This is a genomic window from Micromonospora sp. AKA38 (assembly GCF_027925725.1).
Lineage (GTDB): Bacteria > Actinomycetota > Actinomycetes > Mycobacteriales > Micromonosporaceae > Micromonospora.
Genome location: NZ_BNEI01000001.1, coordinates 23,246 through 38,324, shown reverse-complemented (window position 1 = coordinate 38,324; position 15,079 = coordinate 23,246). Strand labels below are relative to the sequence as shown.

Below are 15,079 nucleotides of genomic sequence, written 5' to 3'. Positions count from 1 at the left end.
ATGGCAGAGCCGGAACTGGTGGACGTGGTCGTGGTCGGGCTCGGCGTCGGCGGCGAGGAGGTGGCCGGGCGGCTCGCCGAGGCCGGCCTCGACGTGGTCGGCATCGAACGGGACCTGGTCGGCGGCGAGTGCCCCTACTGGGGGTGCGTGCCGAGCAAGATGATGATCCGGGCGGCCAACGCGCTGGCCGAGGCGCACCGGGTGAACGAGCTGGCCGGGTCCGCGCAGGTGCGCCCCGACTGGGCGCCGGTCGCGAAGCGGATCCGCCAGGAGGCCACCGACACCTGGGACGACAAGGCGGCGGTGGACCGCTTCACCGGCAAGGGCGGCCGGTTCGTACGCGGCAGCGGCCGGCTCGACGGCCCGAACCGGGTACGCGTCGGCGACCAGGTCTTCGAGGCCCGCTACGGGGTGGTGCTCGGCACCGGCACCCGGCCCTCGATCCCGCCGGTCGACGGGCTGGCCGACACGCCGTACTGGACCAACCACCAGGCCATCGAGGTCGAGGAGCTGCCGGGCACGATGCTGGTGCTCGGCGGCGGCGCGATCGGGCTGGAACTGGCCCAGGTGTTCGCCCGGTTCGGCGTGCGGGTCACCGTCGTCGAGGCCGGCGACCGGGTGCTCGCCGTCGAGGAACCGGAGGCGTCCGCGCTCGCCGCCGACGCGCTGCGCGCCGACGGGGTGGAGATCCACACCGGGGTCAAGGCCGGCCGGGTCAGCCACGACGGCGACGAGTTCACCGTCCACGGCGACGACGCCACGTTCCGCGGCGAGAAGCTGCTGGTGGTGACCGGCCGCCGGGCACACCTGGAGGAGTTGGGGCTGGACACGGTCGGCGTGGACGCCACGCAGCGCTACCTGCCGGTCAACGACCGGATGCACGTCACCGAGGGCATCTGGGCGGTCGGCGACCTCACCGGCGAGGGCGCGTTCACCCACATCGCCATGTACCAGGCCGGCATCGTGGTGGCCGACGTGCTCGACCACACGCGGCGGACCCGGGGCGGGCCGGACGCCAGCGGCACCGCGAGCGTGGTCGGCGGCGCGGCCGGCGTGGTCAGCGCCGTCGGCGGTGCGATGAGCGCGGGTGGGTCGACGGTCGCGCCGGGCAGCGTCCCGGTCGCCGACTACCGGGCGCTGCCCCGGGTTACGTTCACCGACCCCGAGGTGGGCGCCGTCGGCCTCACCGAGCAGCAGGCCCGTGACCGGGGCATCAACGTCCAGATCGGGTACACCGACCTGACCTCGTCCACCCGGGGCTGGATCCACAAGACCGGCAACGCCGGTTTCGTCAAGCTGGTCGCCGACGCCGACCAGGGCGTACTGGTCGGCGCCACCTCGGCCGGCCCGGCCGGCGGCGAGGTGCTCTCCGCGCTGCTGGTGGCCGTGCACGCGGCGGTGCCGATCAGCCAGCTCCGGCACATGATCTACACGTACCCGACGTTCCACCGGGCCATCGAGGACGCGTTGCGCAACCTGAAGTGACGCCTCAGCCGGCCGGCGCACCATGCCGGCCGGCACCGGCGGCGAACCGGCCGGCGCCACGCACCCCGTCGACCGCGAGCGACTCCGTGCCGTAGGCCAGCTCCACGGCGAGCGCCTCCGGCTCGGGCCGGCCGGCGCCGTCGAGCACCGCCGCCCGGTCGTTGCGCAGGCAGGTCTGCGGGTGCCGGGCGATCCCGGCGGCCAGCCGCTCGGCCTCCGCCCGGGCCGCACCGGGCGGGACCAGCCGGTTCACCAACCCCATCGCGTACGCCTCGTCGGCCGGCACCGGCCGTCCGGTGAGGATCAGGTCCATCGCCCGGCTCTCCCCGATCAGCCGGGGCAGCCGGACCGTCCCGCCGTCGATCAACGGCACCCCCCACCGCCGGCAGAACACCCCGAGCGTCGCGTCCGACTCGGCGACCCGCAGGTCGCACCAGAGCGCCAGCTCCAGGCCGCCGGCCACCGCGTACCCGGAGATCGCGGCGACGACCGGCTTGGACAGGCGCATCCGGGTCGGGCCCATCGGACCGTCGCCCTCGGCCTCGACCCGGTTGCCGCGCGCCGTGCCGATCGCCTTGAGATCGGCGCCCGAGCAGAACGTGCCGCCCGCGCCCCAGAGCACGGCGACCGCCGCGTCCGGGTCGGCGTCGAACGCGCGGAACGCGTCGGCAAGCGCCCGGGCGGTCGGCCCGTCCACCGCGTTACGGGCCTCCGGCCGGTCCAGGATCACCGTGGTCACCGCACCCACATGCTCAACCCGCACCCCCATCCCCTCAGCATGCCCGCGCCCCCGCCGGGCACGCCAGCAAAGCCTGGCCGCGCCGATTCACGGAAAGAGTGCCCATCCAGCGCGCGATGAGCACTCTTTCCGTGAATTTGCAGGCGAGGAATGCCGGCGTCCGGTTTGGGGGCTCTGCTGCCGGGAAGTCGGAACAGGTGCGCCAACTACTGACGAAGCTCGAACAGGCCTCCGGGCTCGACCGGGTCGGCGACCGGGTCCAGCGCGTCGTGCAGGGCACGCTGCGCTCGCAACGCGTCCGGGACGCGCTGCACGGCGTCTGGCTGGGCCATCCGCTGCACCCCGCCATGGTGCAGGTCCCGGTCGGCGCGTGGATCTCCGCCGCCGTGGTGGACCTGCTGCCCGGCCAGCGCCGAGCCGCCACCGCGCTGGTCGGGCTCGGCACGGTCAGCGCGTTGCCGGCGGCGGTCGCCGGGTGGAACGACTGGGCGGCGCTCTCCCGGGACCAGCGGCGGATCGGGCTCGTGCACGCCGGGGCCAACATCGTCGGCCTCACGCTCTACGCCGGCTCGCTGGCGGCCCGACTGAACGGGCGGCACGGCCTCGGCCGGGCGCTGGCCTACCTGGGGTTGTCCGCCGCCAGCGGCGGCGCGTACCTGGGTGGGCACCTCGCCTACACGCAGGGGGCCCAGGTCAGCCAGAGCGTCTCCGACCTGCACCTGATCGGCGACGGCTGGCACCCGGTGGGCGACCTGAACAGCCTGCCGCAGCGCGAACTGGTCACCCGGGAGATCGACGACGTCTCGGTGATCCTCTACCGGCACGGTGACGACGTCACCGTGATGTTGGAGCGCTGCCCGCACCAGAGCGGCCCGCTCGGCGAGGGTGAGGTGCGGCAGATCGACGGCCACGCCTGCGTGGTGTGCCCGTGGCACGGCAGCGCGTTCCGCCTCAACGGCGGCGAGGTGGTGCACGGCCCGGCCGCCAACGACCAGGTCGTGCTGCCCACCCGCGTGGTCTCCGGCCGGGTCGAGGCCCGGCTGCCCTGATCCGGCCGCCCGCGCCGGCGGCGCATCCGGCACCCGGCGACCGGCGGCGCACCGGCCTCAGTCGCGGCGGCGGCGCACCGCCTCAGTCGCGGCGGTGCCGTCCGTTGCCCAGCGCGCGGCTGCCCAACGCGCGGGCCGGCACCGGCCGGCGGCGCAGCCCGAGGACAGCACCGATCTGGGCGCCCACGATGCTCGCCACCGCCAGCACCGCCGAGATGGCCAACGGGCGGTTGATGCCCTCCTCGGCCGTGGCCCGGGACGCGCCCGCCGCCATGGCCGGCGGCTGCCCCTCCGGTGCCTCCACCGTGGGCGTGGTGTCCCGCGCCGGCGTGTGCGGCGCGGGCTTCGGCTTCGGTTTCGGCGCCATCGCGGACGTACCGCCCCCGTCGGGCTTTGCCGGGGCGGGCTTCGCCGGCGTCACCACCAGCCGGCCGGCGGCGTGTCGGCGGGCCCCCTCGTCCACCGCGCCGCCGGGCAGTTCGAGCAGTTGGCCGGGGCGGATCCGGTCCGGGTCGGCGAGCCGGTTCAGCCGGGCCAGCTCCCGGTAGCGGTCGAAGTCGTCCAGGTAACGGTCGGCCACCTCGCCCAGGTAGTCGCCCTTCGCCACCCGGTACACCGCCGGGCCGGTGGCGTCCGGTGCGGCAGAAGTCGGCGTCGCGAGCTGAGGTGCGGTGTACGCCGTGGTGACGGCCGGCGCGGCGACCACCGGTTGCGGGGCGGCCAGCGTCGCGGCGCTGGCCGCGGCCGGGCTCGCCGCCAGGATCAGCGCCACGGAGCCGACCAGCGCGGCGGCGGCCCGCTGCTGGCGGTGCATGCCGGGCAGCTTCGGCGCGGGTCGGCGCAACGCCGACGCGAGCAGTTCCACCACGACCGAGAACGCGAACGTGGCCCAGCCGAACCAGCCCACCACGGCCAGCGCCCGCAGGAAGAGCTGCCCGTCGTCGCGGCTGGTCAACGCCGTACCCACCTCGGCCAGGGTGGGCAGGTGGTCGGGCAGCGGGTTGCCGGCGAAGGCCAGCAGGGCGACCGGTCCGCCGGCCAGCAGCCCCACGAGCACGACGAGAGCGCCGAGCCCGGTGAGAACCTGGCCGGCGCGGTGGACGGCGGAGCGTCGGGGTGCACCCATGGCGGCCTTCCCTTCCTACGGTCCGGTGAGCGCCCGAGCGGTGGCCTCACCGGTGACGGTGGCGGTCTTCTGCGCGCCGAAGAGCCCGATCAGGTCCCGGCGGTAGGTGATCCGGACGCGTACCCGGATCTGGGTCTCGAGGCCGACCACGGGGAAGTCGACGTCGTGGCCACCGACCCCACCCGCCGCGCGGAGGTAGTCGGCGACGGCCGCACGGGCGGCGACCTGGTCGATCCGCTTCGGACCGCCCTCGATGGCGCTCGCGCGGTCGATCATCTGGCCGCCGCTGCGGGCCGCCTCGGCGGCCAGGTTGTCGGCGCGTTGCAGCGTCCGGAGCTGCCCGGCGCCGTCGTAGGCGAGGCTGACGACGGCCAGCACGCCGGTCATCGCCACGGCCAGGAACAGGCTCACCCGGCCGCTCTCCGCCTCGCGCCGGCCGGTCATCCGCGGCTCCGGTAGGTGTCAAGCGGCGAGGTGAAGCGCGCCTCGACCGTCTTGCCGCCCGGCACCCCGGGCAGACCGGGCGCGCGCAGGTCGTCGAAGGAGACGGTGCAGGTGACCGTCACCGTGACGGTCGCCGGCACGCCGGCCGCGCTCCGGTACGCGGTGGCGAAGGTGGTCTCCTGCCCGGCCACCGACCCGCTCAGGTCCAGCCTCGGCGGGGCGGTGCAGCGCAGGCCGGACCAGTTGAGCTGGTCGCGGGCCGCCTGCTCGGCGGCCTTCTCGCCGGCGCGGGCGTCGCGCGCCAGGGAGGCGGCCCGGGCGGCGTCGTGCGCGGCGGACTCCACCGCCTCGTCGGCGACGGCGGTCCGGCCGGCGACCCCGGCGAGCACCATCAGCCCGATGAAGGCGGGGGCGAGCACCGCCACCTCGATCGAGACGGAACCGCGGTCCCGCGGTGCCGGCCTCATCCCGTGGTCCAGCGTTCGACGGGACCGTGCGCGGTCTGCGTGACCTCGAAGTCGACGCCCGGGACGACCGACAGGGAGCGCCCGCGCACCGTGCAGGTGACGTCGACGGCGGTCTCCACGCAGGTCGGTCCGTTCTTGTCCCAACCGACCAGCCAGTCGCCGGAGCGGCGCAGGAACGTGATCGCCTGTGCCCGGCCGGCGTCCGGCCCGGCGTCGAACGTGCGTTGCGCGTTCACACCGGTCTGCGCCGCGTTGAGCGCGGTGGACCGGGCGACGAACCAGACGCCGACCTGGATCGAGCCGAAGAGCAGCACCAGGATGGCCGGCATCATCACGGCCAGCTCGACCGGGTTGGCGCCCCGCTCGCGCCCGCCCGCGTCGAGGCGGGCGCGCAGCGTGGCGGCGATCCGCCCCGGACCGCGCGGACCGGGCCGACCGGCGGGTGCCGGTCGGCTCCGGGCCGTACGGGCGGGGTGGGAGATCACGGCGCGGTGTTGTTCGGGATGGCGTTCATCCAGTCGTTCGCCTTGGTCAGAGCGAGCGTGGTGACCGCCATGGCCACCGCGACCAAGCCAAAGATGATCACGGCGGTCGGGACCGGGCTGTCGCCGCGCTCGCTGTCCCGGCGCAGCTCGGCGAGGCGGGTACTCACCGTCGCGTAGAGGTAGGCATAGAGGTGCATGGTCTTCTCCTTCTCGGGGGTGGGGTTCACAGGCGGGCGAGGAACGGATAGACGGCGAAGCCGAGCAGGACGAAGACCAGCAGCGATCCGGGAATGTCCAACTTGCTGGTCACCCCCTCGGCGCGGGTCAGGTTGTCGGTACGGATCTGGTCGCGCAGCGAGTCGGCACGGGACCGCAACGTCTCGTGCACCTGGGCACCCTCACTGCCGGAGGAGCGCATGATGGCGCCCACGTCACCCAGCTCCGGAATACCGATCCGGTCCGCCAGCTCCTGCAACTCGTCCCACGGCGAGTGCATCTGGAGCTGGGCGAGCCGCAACGCCTCCCGGATCCGGTCGAACACCCAGCCGTCGCAGACCGCCGCCGCGCGTTCCAGCGACTGCACCGGGCCGTGCGCGGCGGAGAGTTGCAACGCCACCAGGTCGAGGTAGGTGCAGACCGCCTGGCGGAACTCGTCCCGGGCGGCGGCCGCCCTGGTCAGCACCGAGCGGTGCGCGACCAGGCCGGCGAGCAGCGCCATCCCGAGGCTGGCCAGCACCGGCACGACCACCGGCAGTGACACCCCGCCCAGGAAGAGCACGGCCGAGAGGACCGCCGGCGTGACGAACCCGATCAGCGCGGAGAGCAGCACCGACAGGGCGTACTGCTCGGGGGTCTGGTCGAGCAGGGCGAGTTGCCGGGTCGGCGGGCGCAGCCAGCGGGCGAAGCCGCCGAGCCAGTCCGGTCCCGCGCCGGCCGTCGGGGCCTGACCGGGCGGCTGGTGCAGCCGGCGCAGCGCCGGGCCGAGCGCCGGGGTGGCCGGTAGTGCCTCGCGGACCACGAGGAAGAGACCGAGCCCGATCGCCGATCCGCCCAGCACCGCCACCGCGAGCTGCCAGTTGAGGACCACTATGCGATCGCCTCCTCCGGGTCGGGCGCCGGCAGGAAACGCGCCGGGCGGGGCGGCTGGCTCATCGACCGCACCCAGACCAGCAGGCCGATGAAGGCCGCACCGAGCACCGCCATCACGAGCTGGCCGGTGAGCGTGCCGTAGGGGCGGATGTAGTCGCTGTTCACCAGCCCGTACGCCAGCGTGGCGAGCGTCATGCCGGTCAGGAAGCGGACCGCGAACCGGGGCTGGGTCCGCTTCGCCTCCACCTCGCGCCGGGTGGCCACCTCGGCGGACGCGGCGCCGGCGATCGAGCGGAGCACGTCGCCGAGACGCTCGCCGCGGTCGGTGAGGTGCAGGATCAGCGCGGCCACCACCTGGTCGGCCACCGGGTCGGCGATCTCGTCGGCGAACGCCAGCAGCGCGGACTTGGCCAGCCAGCCGGCCTGGAGGCGGGCGGCCAGCGTGCGTACCTCCTCCTGGATCTCCTCCGGCGCGGTGGTGATGGTGCCGACGATGGCCTGCTGGAGCCCCTGCCCGGTGGCCGAGATGTCCTTGAGTCGCCGGGTCCACTCGCCGACCGCCTCGACCCGGGCGATGGCCCGTTGCTCGGCCCGGCCGACCGCGAACAGCCACGGCACCCCGGGCACCGCGAGCGCCACCAGCAGGCCCACCACCGGCAGCCCGGTGAGCAGGAACGCCAACGCGCCGGCGGCCACCGCGCCGCCCAGCAGGAGCTGGTGACGTCGCTGGTCGGCGCGACCGGCCCCGGCGCCGGTCCAGAGTCGGCTCAGACCCGGCCCGGCGCTGCCCGGCGTCGACCCCGGTGGCCGGCGGGTGCCGACCAGCGCGACCACGGCCAGCACCAGCCCGGCCACGCAGGCCGCGCCGGAGACCAGCGCGATCAGCTCGATCTGCGTCACGCCGGCCCCCCGTTCGGCCGCCGCCCGAGGCGGGTGTGCCGGGGCCGACGCCAGGCGCCGACGCCGGCCTCCACGAACCGGGTGAGCAGGCGCGAGTCGTAGCCGACGCGCATCAACTGGTCGCGGATCCGCTCCGGCAGGTGGCGGGGGACCGCCCGGCCGTCCGGCCCGGGACCGAAGACCGTGGTGGTGGTGATCCGGTTGCCCTCGCCGACGCCGATGACCTCCTCGACGTGCGAGACGAAGCGGTGCTTGCGGCCACCGATCGCGGTCTCGTCCTCGACCGTGACGTAGACGATCAGGTCGAGCGCGTTGCCGGCCATCCGGCGGGCCTGGTCGACGGTCATCTCCCGGCCGTGGGAGAGCGCCAGCTCGATGATCCGTTCGCTCACCCCGGCCGGGGTACGGGCGTGGATGGTGCACATCGACCCACGACTGGTGGTCATCGCCTGGAGCATCGGCACGATCTCCCGGGACCGCACCTCGCCGACGATGATCCGCAGCACGCCCATCCGCAGCGACACCGGGATCAGGTCGGCGATGCTCACCTCACCGGCCGGTCGCCCGTCCGCGCCGCGTTCGCCGTGCCCCTCCCGGGACTCGAAGCTCATCACCGCCCGGTGCTTGTGCCCGCGCCGGGCCGGCAGCAGTTCCCGGCTCTCCTCCAGCAGCACGTACGGCTCGTCGGCCGGGATGTCGTCCATCAGCGCCCGGATGACAGTGGTCTTGCCGGCCCCGGCCAGCCCGGCGACCATGATGTTCAACCCGGCGCGCATGGACGCGCGGAGGAAGTCGCGCAGCAGCGGATCGATCATCTCGTCCAGGTCGGGGCGACCGCCGGCGATGTCCTCCAGGCTCACGTCCAGCGTGTTGTGCTTGCGGATCACCGCGTACGGGCGGTGGCTGACCAGGAAGACCGCGGCGAGCCGGCTGCCGTCGGGCAGTTGCAGGTCGAGCGTGGGCTTGGAGGTGGAGAGCGACCGCTCGGTGGCCCCGGCCCGGCGGGCCGCCGCCTGGAGGATCTCCACCAGTTCGTCGTCCGTCTCGGCGATCGGCTCGGCCCAGTCGACGCCGCCGCCGTGCCGGGTGATGCGCACCTGGTCGCAGCCGAGGATGTGCACCTCCTCGATGGTGTCGTCGACGAGCAGCGTCTGGAGCCGGCCCAGCCCGACCAGTTCGGCGGTCACCTGGTCGAGCAGCAGCCGTTCCGCGTCGGCGGGCATCGGCGTGCCGGCCCGGCGCACCGAGTCGGCGTACGCGGAGACCACCGCGACCGCCAGTCGGGCCCGCTCGACCTCCTCGGCGTCGGCGTCGAACTCCTGGCCGCGCTGCCAGTGGGTGAGTCGTTCGCTCAGTTCCCGGCGCAGCTCGCGGACGACCGCGAAGTCGACCCGGGGACGGGGTGGCGGGGCGGGCGGTGCGGCGGGGAGCGCCGGGCCGGCCACGTGGTGCCGTCCGTTCGGCGGCGCCAGCGGCGGGACCGTGGAGACGACGCCGGGTTGCTGCCCGCGCGGGTCGTGCGAGACCGGCTCAAACCGCACCGGGCACCCCCGGCGCGGTCGGCGCGCTGACCGCTGCCGCGGCGGTCACGCCGGGCCAGGACAGCCGGGCCCGACGCCGGTCGAGCAGCGCCCGGACCGGCACCTCCAACGCGCCGGCCGCGCGCATGAGCGGCCGGTTGGCGCGTACGGTGCCGCCGCGGCCGAGCACCTCGGCGGTACGCGGGTCGTGCGGCAGGCGGGCGATCACCGGCAGCCGCAGCGCCTTGCTGATCTCGCTGGTGCCGTGCCCGTCGCCGACCACCAGCAGGCGCAGGTTGCCCGGGGGGACGCGGTGCTCGGTGAGGTCCCGTTCGATCGCCCGGACCGTGGCCCGGGTGGCGGAGAGGTCGGGCAGGTGCGCGCGGGTGACCAGCAGCACCACCGCGGCGGCCCGCAGCAGCGGCCAGGGTGGACCGGCGACCGCCAGCCGACCGCAGTCGACCAGCACGTCGTAGGGGGGCACGCCGCGTTCCAGCCCGGTGAAGTAGTCGGCGAAGCGCTGCCAGAGCGGGACCACGCTGCCGGCCTGGGCCGGGTCGACCACGCCGGGCAGCAGCAGCCGCTCGCGGCGGGGCGCGTCCAGGTCGACGAGCTGAGACCAGAACGTGCTCTCCAGGCTGCCGTCGCGCAGTTCGCCGACGGCCAGCTCGCCGATGCCGCGCGGGCCGTCGAGCGCGCCGCCCAGGTAGCCGGCGAGGATGGAGCCACCCGACGGGTCGCACTCGGCCAGCACGAGCCGGCGGTGCCAGCTCAGCGCGGCGGCCAGCGTGGTGGTGGTGACGCCGGGCGAACCCTTCGCCGAGACCAGGGCGATGATCGCCATCAGGCCGCCTCGGTGAGCACGAGCGCGATCCGGTCGTCCGCGGCCAGCACCACCACCGCCGGCACGTCCCGGACGGGTAGCGCCAGGTAGACCACCACGTCGCCGTTCTCCGGGGTGGCGGTGTCGATCACGGTGGCCGCGAACCGGGTGCCGCCGCCCCGGGCCGCGTCGGAGCCGCTGGTGCCGGCGGTCGGCGTACTGACCAGCAGCACCTTGTCGCCGGGGTGCAGTTTGCGGGCGGGCACCTGGTCGGCCGCCAGCCCCAGCGCGATCTGCTGCTGGCCGGGGCCGAGCAGCGGCGCGTCGGTGAGTTGGGCCGGGGTGAGCAGCGTGCCGGGGGTGAGCCGCACGGCGGCCCGCAGGCCGATCAGTTCCTTCATCCGGTCGGCCGGCACCGGCCGCAGCTCGCGCCCGCCGGAGACGCGGACCGGCACCAGGTCGTCGGCGGTGAGCTGCTGTCCCACCTCGACCGGCCGGGCCACCGCCAGGTAGCTGCCGGTGGACCGGACCGAGGTGACCGCGAACGCCGCGCCCAGCCCGCCGAGCGCGATCAGCAGGATCGCCAGGCCGAGCAGGCCGGGCCGGATGCGCCGCTGCCGGACCACCTTGGGCGGCGCCACCGGCGCCTCCACCGGGGTCCCGTTCCGGGCCGCCACGACACTCATCGGGTCACCACCTGAAGTTCGTTGATCTGCACCGGGACGACACCGCTGACCCGGCTCTGGTCGATCACGCCGCTCTCCCCGCCGCCGGACCACGTGACGGTCCAGAACGTGGTGGCGTAGACCTGGTACGTGTCGGCCTTGGAGTAGCCGTTGGGCAGGCCGCAGTCGGGCGAGGGGGCGCCGGCGTGCGGCCCGCTGGAGCTGTAGGGCGTGCCCGGCCCGTGGCAGGTGACGTCGAGGTCGTCGGCCATGTGCCAGACGATCCGGCTCACCTTCGCGGTGATCGAGACGGTGAGGCCCCGCTCCGACGCGGAGGCGCTCAACGGTCCGAAGTAGGAGTTGCCGGGGCTGGCCCACATCCAGACCGGCAGCCCGACCAGCCCCGGCCCCTTGCTGCGCCGGGGTGCGACCGCCGCCCGGGGCGGCAGCAGCGAGATCGAGGCCAGCGCGCGTCGGGCCAGTTCCTCCGGGTCGGGCGGGGCGCCGAAGCCGCCCGGCGGCGCGTCGAGCAGCACGTTCCCCTGCTGGCCGGTGGCGCCGCCGACGCAACTGGCGGTGTACCACTGCTTGCCGTCGGGCGCGGGGAGTTGGGGCTCGGCCAGCTTGTAGTAGCAGCCGTCGCTGTTGTTGAACCAGCCCATCACGTCGTCGTAGCACTTGACGACCTGGCCGTTCCACTGGCACTTCGCGGTGCCTCCGCCGGTGCCGCTCCCGCCGCCGTCGTTCCCGCCGCCGCCCGGCCCGCCGCCGCCGCCCGGAACGCCCGGGTCGTCGTCCCAGACGTCGCAGTTGGTCTGGTCGGGTGGGCACGAGCCGCCCGGGTCGGCGGCGCGGGCGGGGGAGCCGGCCAGCGTCAGCACCGCCACCAGGCCGGCGACGAACCACCGGCGGGGCGTCCCGACCCGGTCGGCCGGGACGCTCCCTCCTCCCCAGGTCAGCACGGCTGGTCCCGGTGCGCGGCGCCGGCGTTGACCAGCCACCGACCGTCGGGATAGCGGGCCGCGGTCGCGGTGGCCAGGTACCGGCCGCCGTCGGTGCCGGGCACGGGCTTGCGGTTCTTGACGTAGACCAGCCGGTAGCCGGTCGCGTCCAGGCAGTCCTGGATCTCGACGGTAGGCGTTTCGGCGGCCAGGTCGACCGAGACCACCGTGGGGGTGGAAACCAGTTTTCCGGTACGCATCGCGCCGTGCTCCTTCGCGTCACGAATTGCCAACCGAACCTGGGTCAGCAGCGGGTCGGCCAGGAATCGGCCGAGGGCGGGATGGCCGGGATCGCTGCGGGCGCTCGCCGCCCGGGACGCGGCGAGATAGCCGGAATAGGCGGTGAGTGCCGCTTTTTCGGCCGCTTTCTCCTCGGCGGTGGAATGCGCGGCGGGCGCCGCGGCGCGGCCGGTCAGTGGGCCGGTGGTCGCCTCGGGCCCGGTGCCGCAGCCGGCGGCGCCGACCGCCAGCACGAGGCTGAGCAGGCCGCCTTCCCATCGGCGGGATTGCCATGTGCGCAACGCCGAGCCCTCCTCGGTGCCGGCCCGGTGCGGTCGCGCGGAGCGCTCCGGGCATGCGGAAGCACGCCCGGATCTGTCGGACCGGACCTCGACCGCCACCGTGTGCATTTACCTGTGCTGATCTTCGTCAAATGTGGAAGTGATGTCTCCGGTCCGCCTCCGACGCCATTGAGCGGGGGGTTGCGTCGTACCCAAGGGGCGAGCATAGGCTGACGTCCGCCGATGCAACAGAGGCAATTCACGTGAACACGTTGAGTGAAGACGGGTGGTGGCGGCCGGTGGCGTTCCGGACGGTGACGAGCGGGTCCTCCCCGGCCGCCCCGACAGTCGGTGTGCGCTCACCCGCACCCGTCCACCCGCCCGCGCCGGCCGGCCGCCGCGCCATCGGTATGGGTGGGGTGCACCCCGCTCGTCCGATCCGTCCCGTCGGCCGGCCGGGCCCGGCACCCGTCGCCGGCACCGGACGCCCCGGGGCCCCGCCGGACGCCACTTTCCGCGCCATCCGCCACACGCCGATCACCGTGACGTCACTCTGCGTGCTCCGCAGTGGAACCACCGGCGACCGGACGGGGGAGCCGGCATGACCACCGAACGGGTCCGCCACCCCGACCCGCCGGCCGTCACCCGCCGCCCGCTCGTCCGGCTGCTGGCCACCCTCGCGGTCGGGCCGCCGGTCCGGCTGGCGGTGGCCCGCTACGCCGTACCGCCGGACCGCCCGGACCGGACGACGTGCGACGCCTGCGGCACGCCGATCGGGCTGGACCGGCCGTGGCCGGCGCTCGGTCCGGCGGCCCGCTGCCCCGGGTGCCGGGCGCGGATCGGCGCGCCACCGGCCGTGGCGGAGGTGGCGCTCGCGGTCGCCGTCGCGGTGCTGGCGTTGGCCGGCGGGCTGCCCGGCGCGCGTCTGGCGCTGGCCTGGTGGCTCGCCTGGGCGGTGCCGATGGCGCTTGTGGACGCCGCGGCGCACCGGCTGCCCGACCGGCTGACCTGGCCGGCCGCCGCCGGCACCGCGGTGCTGCTCGGGGCGACCGCCCTGGCCGGACCCGGTCCGGCGCCCTGGGTACGGGCCGTCGCGGCCGGGCTGGCGCTCGGCGCCGGCTTCGCGGCCACCACCGTGCTGTTCGGCCGGCGCGGTTTCGGCCTCGGCGACGCCAAGCTGGCCCTCGGCGCGGGCGCGCTGCTCGGCTGGTACGGCTGGCCGGTCCTGGTGGCCGGGCTGGTGCTCGCGGTCACCCTGGCCGCGCTGGCCGGGCTGGTGCTGCTCGCCGCCCGGCGGGTCCGCTGGCGCAGTCACCTGCCGTTCGGGCCGTTCCTCATCCTCGGCACCGCCGCCACGCTGGTGCTCACCACCGGCGGCGGGTAAGGACGGGCCCCCGCCTAACGCCTGCGGTAGAGAAGGGGCCCCGCCTAACGATCCGTGCCCCGGTCACCCGGCGGCTGGGCCGGTACGCCGGACATCCGCTCGACGATCTTCTCCAGCGCCTCGAACGCGTACGCCCAGTTGTGGCACTTGAAGCTGCGCAGCCCGGTGATCGGGGTACGGCAGTCGGCGCAGTGGACACCGGGCACCGCGTCCGGCACCTCGGTGTTGACGTACTTGCGCTCGCCGAGCACCACCCGCGCGATCATCGCCGTGTCGTGCACCCCGTGCAGCGCGGACGAGACGATGTCGTACCAGGTCACCCGGCGTCCGCACTTCGGACAGTCCGGCTCGTCGCCGCTGACCCACAGCGGCGCGCCGATGCTGTGCGCCGGGATGTTCAGCAGTCGCTCCATCCGGCGTACGTCCGACTCGGGAGTGGTCCACCGGTGCCGCCCCGGTAGCGAGGCAGGCGAGTCGTAGACGGCGCGGAACAGCACCGGGTCGACCTCCACGGTCTGCCGCCGATCGGTCATCGGTACCTCCTGGGAACAACGGGTCAGCGGTTCGTCGCCCAGGGTGCTACACATCAGGGCGTGACGGCTGCTGAAACGCGACCCAACGTCGCCCGGATGTACGACTACTACCTGGGCGGATGCCACAACTTCGCGGCCGACCGGGCCGCCGCGGAGGAGATCCTGAAGATCTTTCCGGACACCGGCGTGGCGGCCCAGACCAACCGCGCCTTCCTGCGCCGGGCCGTGCGGTGGGCGGCCGAGCGGGGCGTACGCCAGTTTCTCGACGTCGGCGCCGGGCTGCCCACCCAGGGCAACGTGCACGAGGTGGTCCGCGCGGTGAACCCGGACGCCCGGGTGGTCTACGTGGACACCGACGAGGTGGCCGTCGCGTACGCCAGGTGGTTGTTGCCCACCGACGGCGGTCGCACCGTGGTGGTCCGCGGTGACCTGCGGCGGCCCGACGAGCTGCTGGCCGACCCGACGCTGCGCGCGACGCTCGACCTCAGCGAGCCGGTGGCGCTGCTGCTGGTCGCGGTGCTGCACTTCGTGCCCGACGCGGACGACCCGTGGGCGGCCGTGGCCCGCCTGCGCGACGCCACCGCGCCCGGCAGCCTGCTCGCGTTGTCGCACCTGACGCTGGACGGCGCGCCGCCGCTGCCCGCGCGGGCCGGCACCGAGGTCTACCGGCGCAGCAGCGCGCCGCTGGTGCCCCGCACCCACGCCGACGTGGCCCGCTTCCTCGACGGGTACGACCTGGTCGAGCCCGGTCTGGTCCGGCTGGCCGACTGGCGGCCGGACGGCGAGCCGCGAGCGGCGGTGTCGCACGGTTACGGCGGGGTGGGCGTGCGGCGCTGACCTCCCCACGACATCCAAGTTAGCAAGCATCG

18 protein-coding genes are annotated in these 15,079 nt (G+C 74.9%); 4 read left to right on the top strand and 14 right to left on the bottom strand.

What is annotated here, in order from left to right:
• Entirely contained in the window at positions 1 to 1,485 is a 1,485-nt protein-coding gene (locus TPA0908_RS00200; protein ID WP_281933512.1) for a dihydrolipoyl dehydrogenase family protein, read from the top strand.
• A gap of 4 nt (positions 1,486 to 1,489) precedes the next feature.
• On the opposite strand, the gene TPA0908_RS00195 is transcribed toward TPA0908_RS00200, so the two are convergent.
• A complete protein-coding gene (locus TPA0908_RS00195; RefSeq protein WP_281933510.1) occupies positions 1,490 to 2,254 on the bottom strand; it encodes a crotonase/enoyl-CoA hydratase family protein in 765 nt (254 codons plus the stop codon).
• Positions 2,255 to 2,421: 167 nt separating this feature from the next.
• Here TPA0908_RS00195 and TPA0908_RS00190 point away from each other — a divergent pair, with 167 nt between their 5' ends.
• Positions 2,422 to 3,273 (top strand): Rieske (2Fe-2S) protein, encoded by an 852-nt coding sequence (locus tag TPA0908_RS00190; protein ID WP_281933507.1) that lies wholly within the window; start codon positions 2,422 to 2,424, stop codon positions 3,271 to 3,273.
• 82 nt (positions 3,274 to 3,355) lie between these two features.
• Here the strand turns inward: TPA0908_RS00190 and TPA0908_RS00185 are convergent, their stop codons facing one another.
• The 12 genes from TPA0908_RS00185 to TPA0908_RS00130 form a co-directional block, all read right to left on the bottom strand.
• Complete coding sequence (locus tag TPA0908_RS00185) at positions 3,356 to 4,399, bottom strand: LysM peptidoglycan-binding domain-containing protein (protein ID WP_281933505.1); 1,044 nt, start codon at positions 4,397 to 4,399, stop codon at positions 3,356 to 3,358.
• 15 nt (positions 4,400 to 4,414) lie between these two features.
• On the bottom strand, positions 4,415 to 4,843 hold the full coding sequence (locus TPA0908_RS00180) for a hypothetical protein (RefSeq protein ID WP_281933503.1): 429 nt from the start codon (positions 4,841 to 4,843) through the stop codon (positions 4,415 to 4,417).
• Positions 4,840 to 5,310, bottom strand: a complete 471-nt coding sequence (locus TPA0908_RS00175) for a TadE/TadG family type IV pilus assembly protein (protein WP_281933501.1) — start codon at positions 5,308 to 5,310, stop codon at positions 4,840 to 4,842. The genes TPA0908_RS00180 and TPA0908_RS00175 overlap by 4 nt, the downstream gene beginning before the upstream one ends.
• Positions 5,307 to 5,717 carry a TadE/TadG family type IV pilus assembly protein gene (locus TPA0908_RS00170; RefSeq protein WP_281934610.1) on the bottom strand — a complete coding sequence of 137 codons (411 nt, stop codon included), beginning with the start codon at positions 5,715 to 5,717 and terminating at the stop codon, positions 5,307 to 5,309. The genes TPA0908_RS00175 and TPA0908_RS00170 overlap by 4 nt, the downstream gene beginning before the upstream one ends.
• 74 nt (positions 5,718 to 5,791) lie before the next feature.
• Positions 5,792 to 5,992 carry a hypothetical protein gene (locus TPA0908_RS00165; protein WP_281933499.1) on the bottom strand — a complete coding sequence of 67 codons (201 nt, stop codon included), beginning with the start codon at positions 5,990 to 5,992 and terminating at the stop codon, positions 5,792 to 5,794.
• Between the two features lie 26 nt (positions 5,993 to 6,018).
• The gene (locus TPA0908_RS00160; protein WP_281933497.1) at positions 6,019 to 6,882 is read right to left on the bottom strand and encodes a type II secretion system F family protein; all 864 of its coding nucleotides are present in this window, start codon (positions 6,880 to 6,882) and stop codon (positions 6,019 to 6,021) included.
• A complete protein-coding gene (locus tag TPA0908_RS00155) occupies positions 6,882 to 7,838 on the bottom strand; it encodes a type II secretion system F family protein (protein ID WP_374709164.1) in 957 nt (318 codons plus the stop codon). The genes TPA0908_RS00160 and TPA0908_RS00155 overlap by 1 nt, the downstream gene beginning before the upstream one ends.
• A complete protein-coding gene (locus TPA0908_RS00150) occupies positions 7,781 to 9,325 on the bottom strand; it encodes a CpaF family protein (protein WP_281933493.1) in 1,545 nt (514 codons plus the stop codon). The genes TPA0908_RS00155 and TPA0908_RS00150 overlap by 58 nt, the downstream gene beginning before the upstream one ends.
• Positions 9,315 to 10,148, bottom strand: a complete 834-nt coding sequence (locus TPA0908_RS00145) for a ParA family protein (protein WP_107157956.1) — start codon at positions 10,146 to 10,148, stop codon at positions 9,315 to 9,317. Before TPA0908_RS00145 ends, TPA0908_RS00150 begins: the two co-directional genes overlap by 11 nt.
• The gene (locus TPA0908_RS00140; RefSeq protein ID WP_281933491.1) at positions 10,148 to 10,813 is read right to left on the bottom strand and encodes an SAF domain-containing protein; all 666 of its coding nucleotides are present in this window, start codon (positions 10,811 to 10,813) and stop codon (positions 10,148 to 10,150) included. Before TPA0908_RS00140 ends, TPA0908_RS00145 begins: the two co-directional genes overlap by 1 nt.
• Entirely contained in the window at positions 10,810 to 11,754 is a 945-nt protein-coding gene (locus tag TPA0908_RS00135; protein ID WP_374709153.1) for a hypothetical protein, read from the bottom strand. The genes TPA0908_RS00140 and TPA0908_RS00135 overlap by 4 nt, the downstream gene beginning before the upstream one ends.
• The gene (locus tag TPA0908_RS00130) at positions 11,748 to 12,314 is read right to left on the bottom strand and encodes a hypothetical protein (RefSeq protein ID WP_308447804.1); all 567 of its coding nucleotides are present in this window, start codon (positions 12,312 to 12,314) and stop codon (positions 11,748 to 11,750) included. The genes TPA0908_RS00135 and TPA0908_RS00130 overlap by 7 nt, the downstream gene beginning before the upstream one ends.
• Positions 12,315 to 12,894: 580 nt before the next feature.
• Between TPA0908_RS00130 and TPA0908_RS00125 the strand changes: the two genes are divergently transcribed.
• Positions 12,895 to 13,677, top strand: coding sequence for a prepilin peptidase (locus TPA0908_RS00125; protein WP_281933489.1), 783 nt, complete (start codon positions 12,895 to 12,897; stop codon positions 13,675 to 13,677).
• Between the two features lie 44 nt (positions 13,678 to 13,721).
• On the opposite strand, the gene TPA0908_RS00120 is transcribed toward TPA0908_RS00125, so the two are convergent.
• Positions 13,722 to 14,210, bottom strand: coding sequence for a hypothetical protein (locus TPA0908_RS00120; protein ID WP_281933487.1), 489 nt, complete (start codon positions 14,208 to 14,210; stop codon positions 13,722 to 13,724).
• 60 nt (positions 14,211 to 14,270) lie between these two features.
• Here TPA0908_RS00120 and TPA0908_RS00115 point away from each other — a divergent pair, with 60 nt between their 5' ends.
• Complete coding sequence (locus TPA0908_RS00115; protein WP_281933485.1) at positions 14,271 to 15,047, top strand: SAM-dependent methyltransferase; 777 nt, start codon at positions 14,271 to 14,273, stop codon at positions 15,045 to 15,047.
• Positions 15,048 to 15,079: the final 32 nt, after the last annotated feature.

Bases quoted from the DNA above. Each gene is read 5' to 3' on its own strand.
- TPA0908_RS00195 (WP_281933510.1), bottom strand. From the start codon at position 2,254: ATGGGGGTGCGGGTTGAGCATGTGGGTGCGGTGACCACGGTGATCCTG.
- TPA0908_RS00140 (WP_281933491.1), bottom strand. From the start codon at position 10,813: ATGAGTGTCGTGGCGGCCCGGAACGGGACCCCGGTGGAGGCGCCGGTG.
- TPA0908_RS00120 (WP_281933487.1), bottom strand. From the start codon at position 14,210: ATGACCGATCGGCGGCAGACCGTGGAGGTCGACCCGGTGCTGTTCCGC.
- TPA0908_RS00175 (WP_281933501.1), bottom strand. From the start codon at position 5,310: ATGAGGCCGGCACCGCGGGACCGCGGTTCCGTCTCGATCGAGGTGGCG.
- TPA0908_RS00200 (WP_281933512.1), top strand. From the start codon at position 1: ATGGCAGAGCCGGAACTGGTGGACGTGGTCGTGGTCGGGCTCGGCGTC.
- TPA0908_RS00165 (WP_281933499.1), bottom strand. From the start codon at position 5,992: ATGCACCTCTATGCCTACCTCTACGCGACGGTGAGTACCCGCCTCGCC.
- TPA0908_RS00125 (WP_281933489.1), top strand. From the start codon at position 12,895: ATGACCACCGAACGGGTCCGCCACCCCGACCCGCCGGCCGTCACCCGC.
- TPA0908_RS00180 (WP_281933503.1), bottom strand. From the start codon at position 4,843: ATGACCGGCCGGCGCGAGGCGGAGAGCGGCCGGGTGAGCCTGTTCCTG.
- TPA0908_RS00145 (WP_107157956.1), bottom strand. From the start codon at position 10,148: ATGGCGATCATCGCCCTGGTCTCGGCGAAGGGTTCGCCCGGCGTCACC.
- TPA0908_RS00185 (WP_281933505.1), bottom strand. From the start codon at position 4,399: ATGGGTGCACCCCGACGCTCCGCCGTCCACCGCGCCGGCCAGGTTCTC.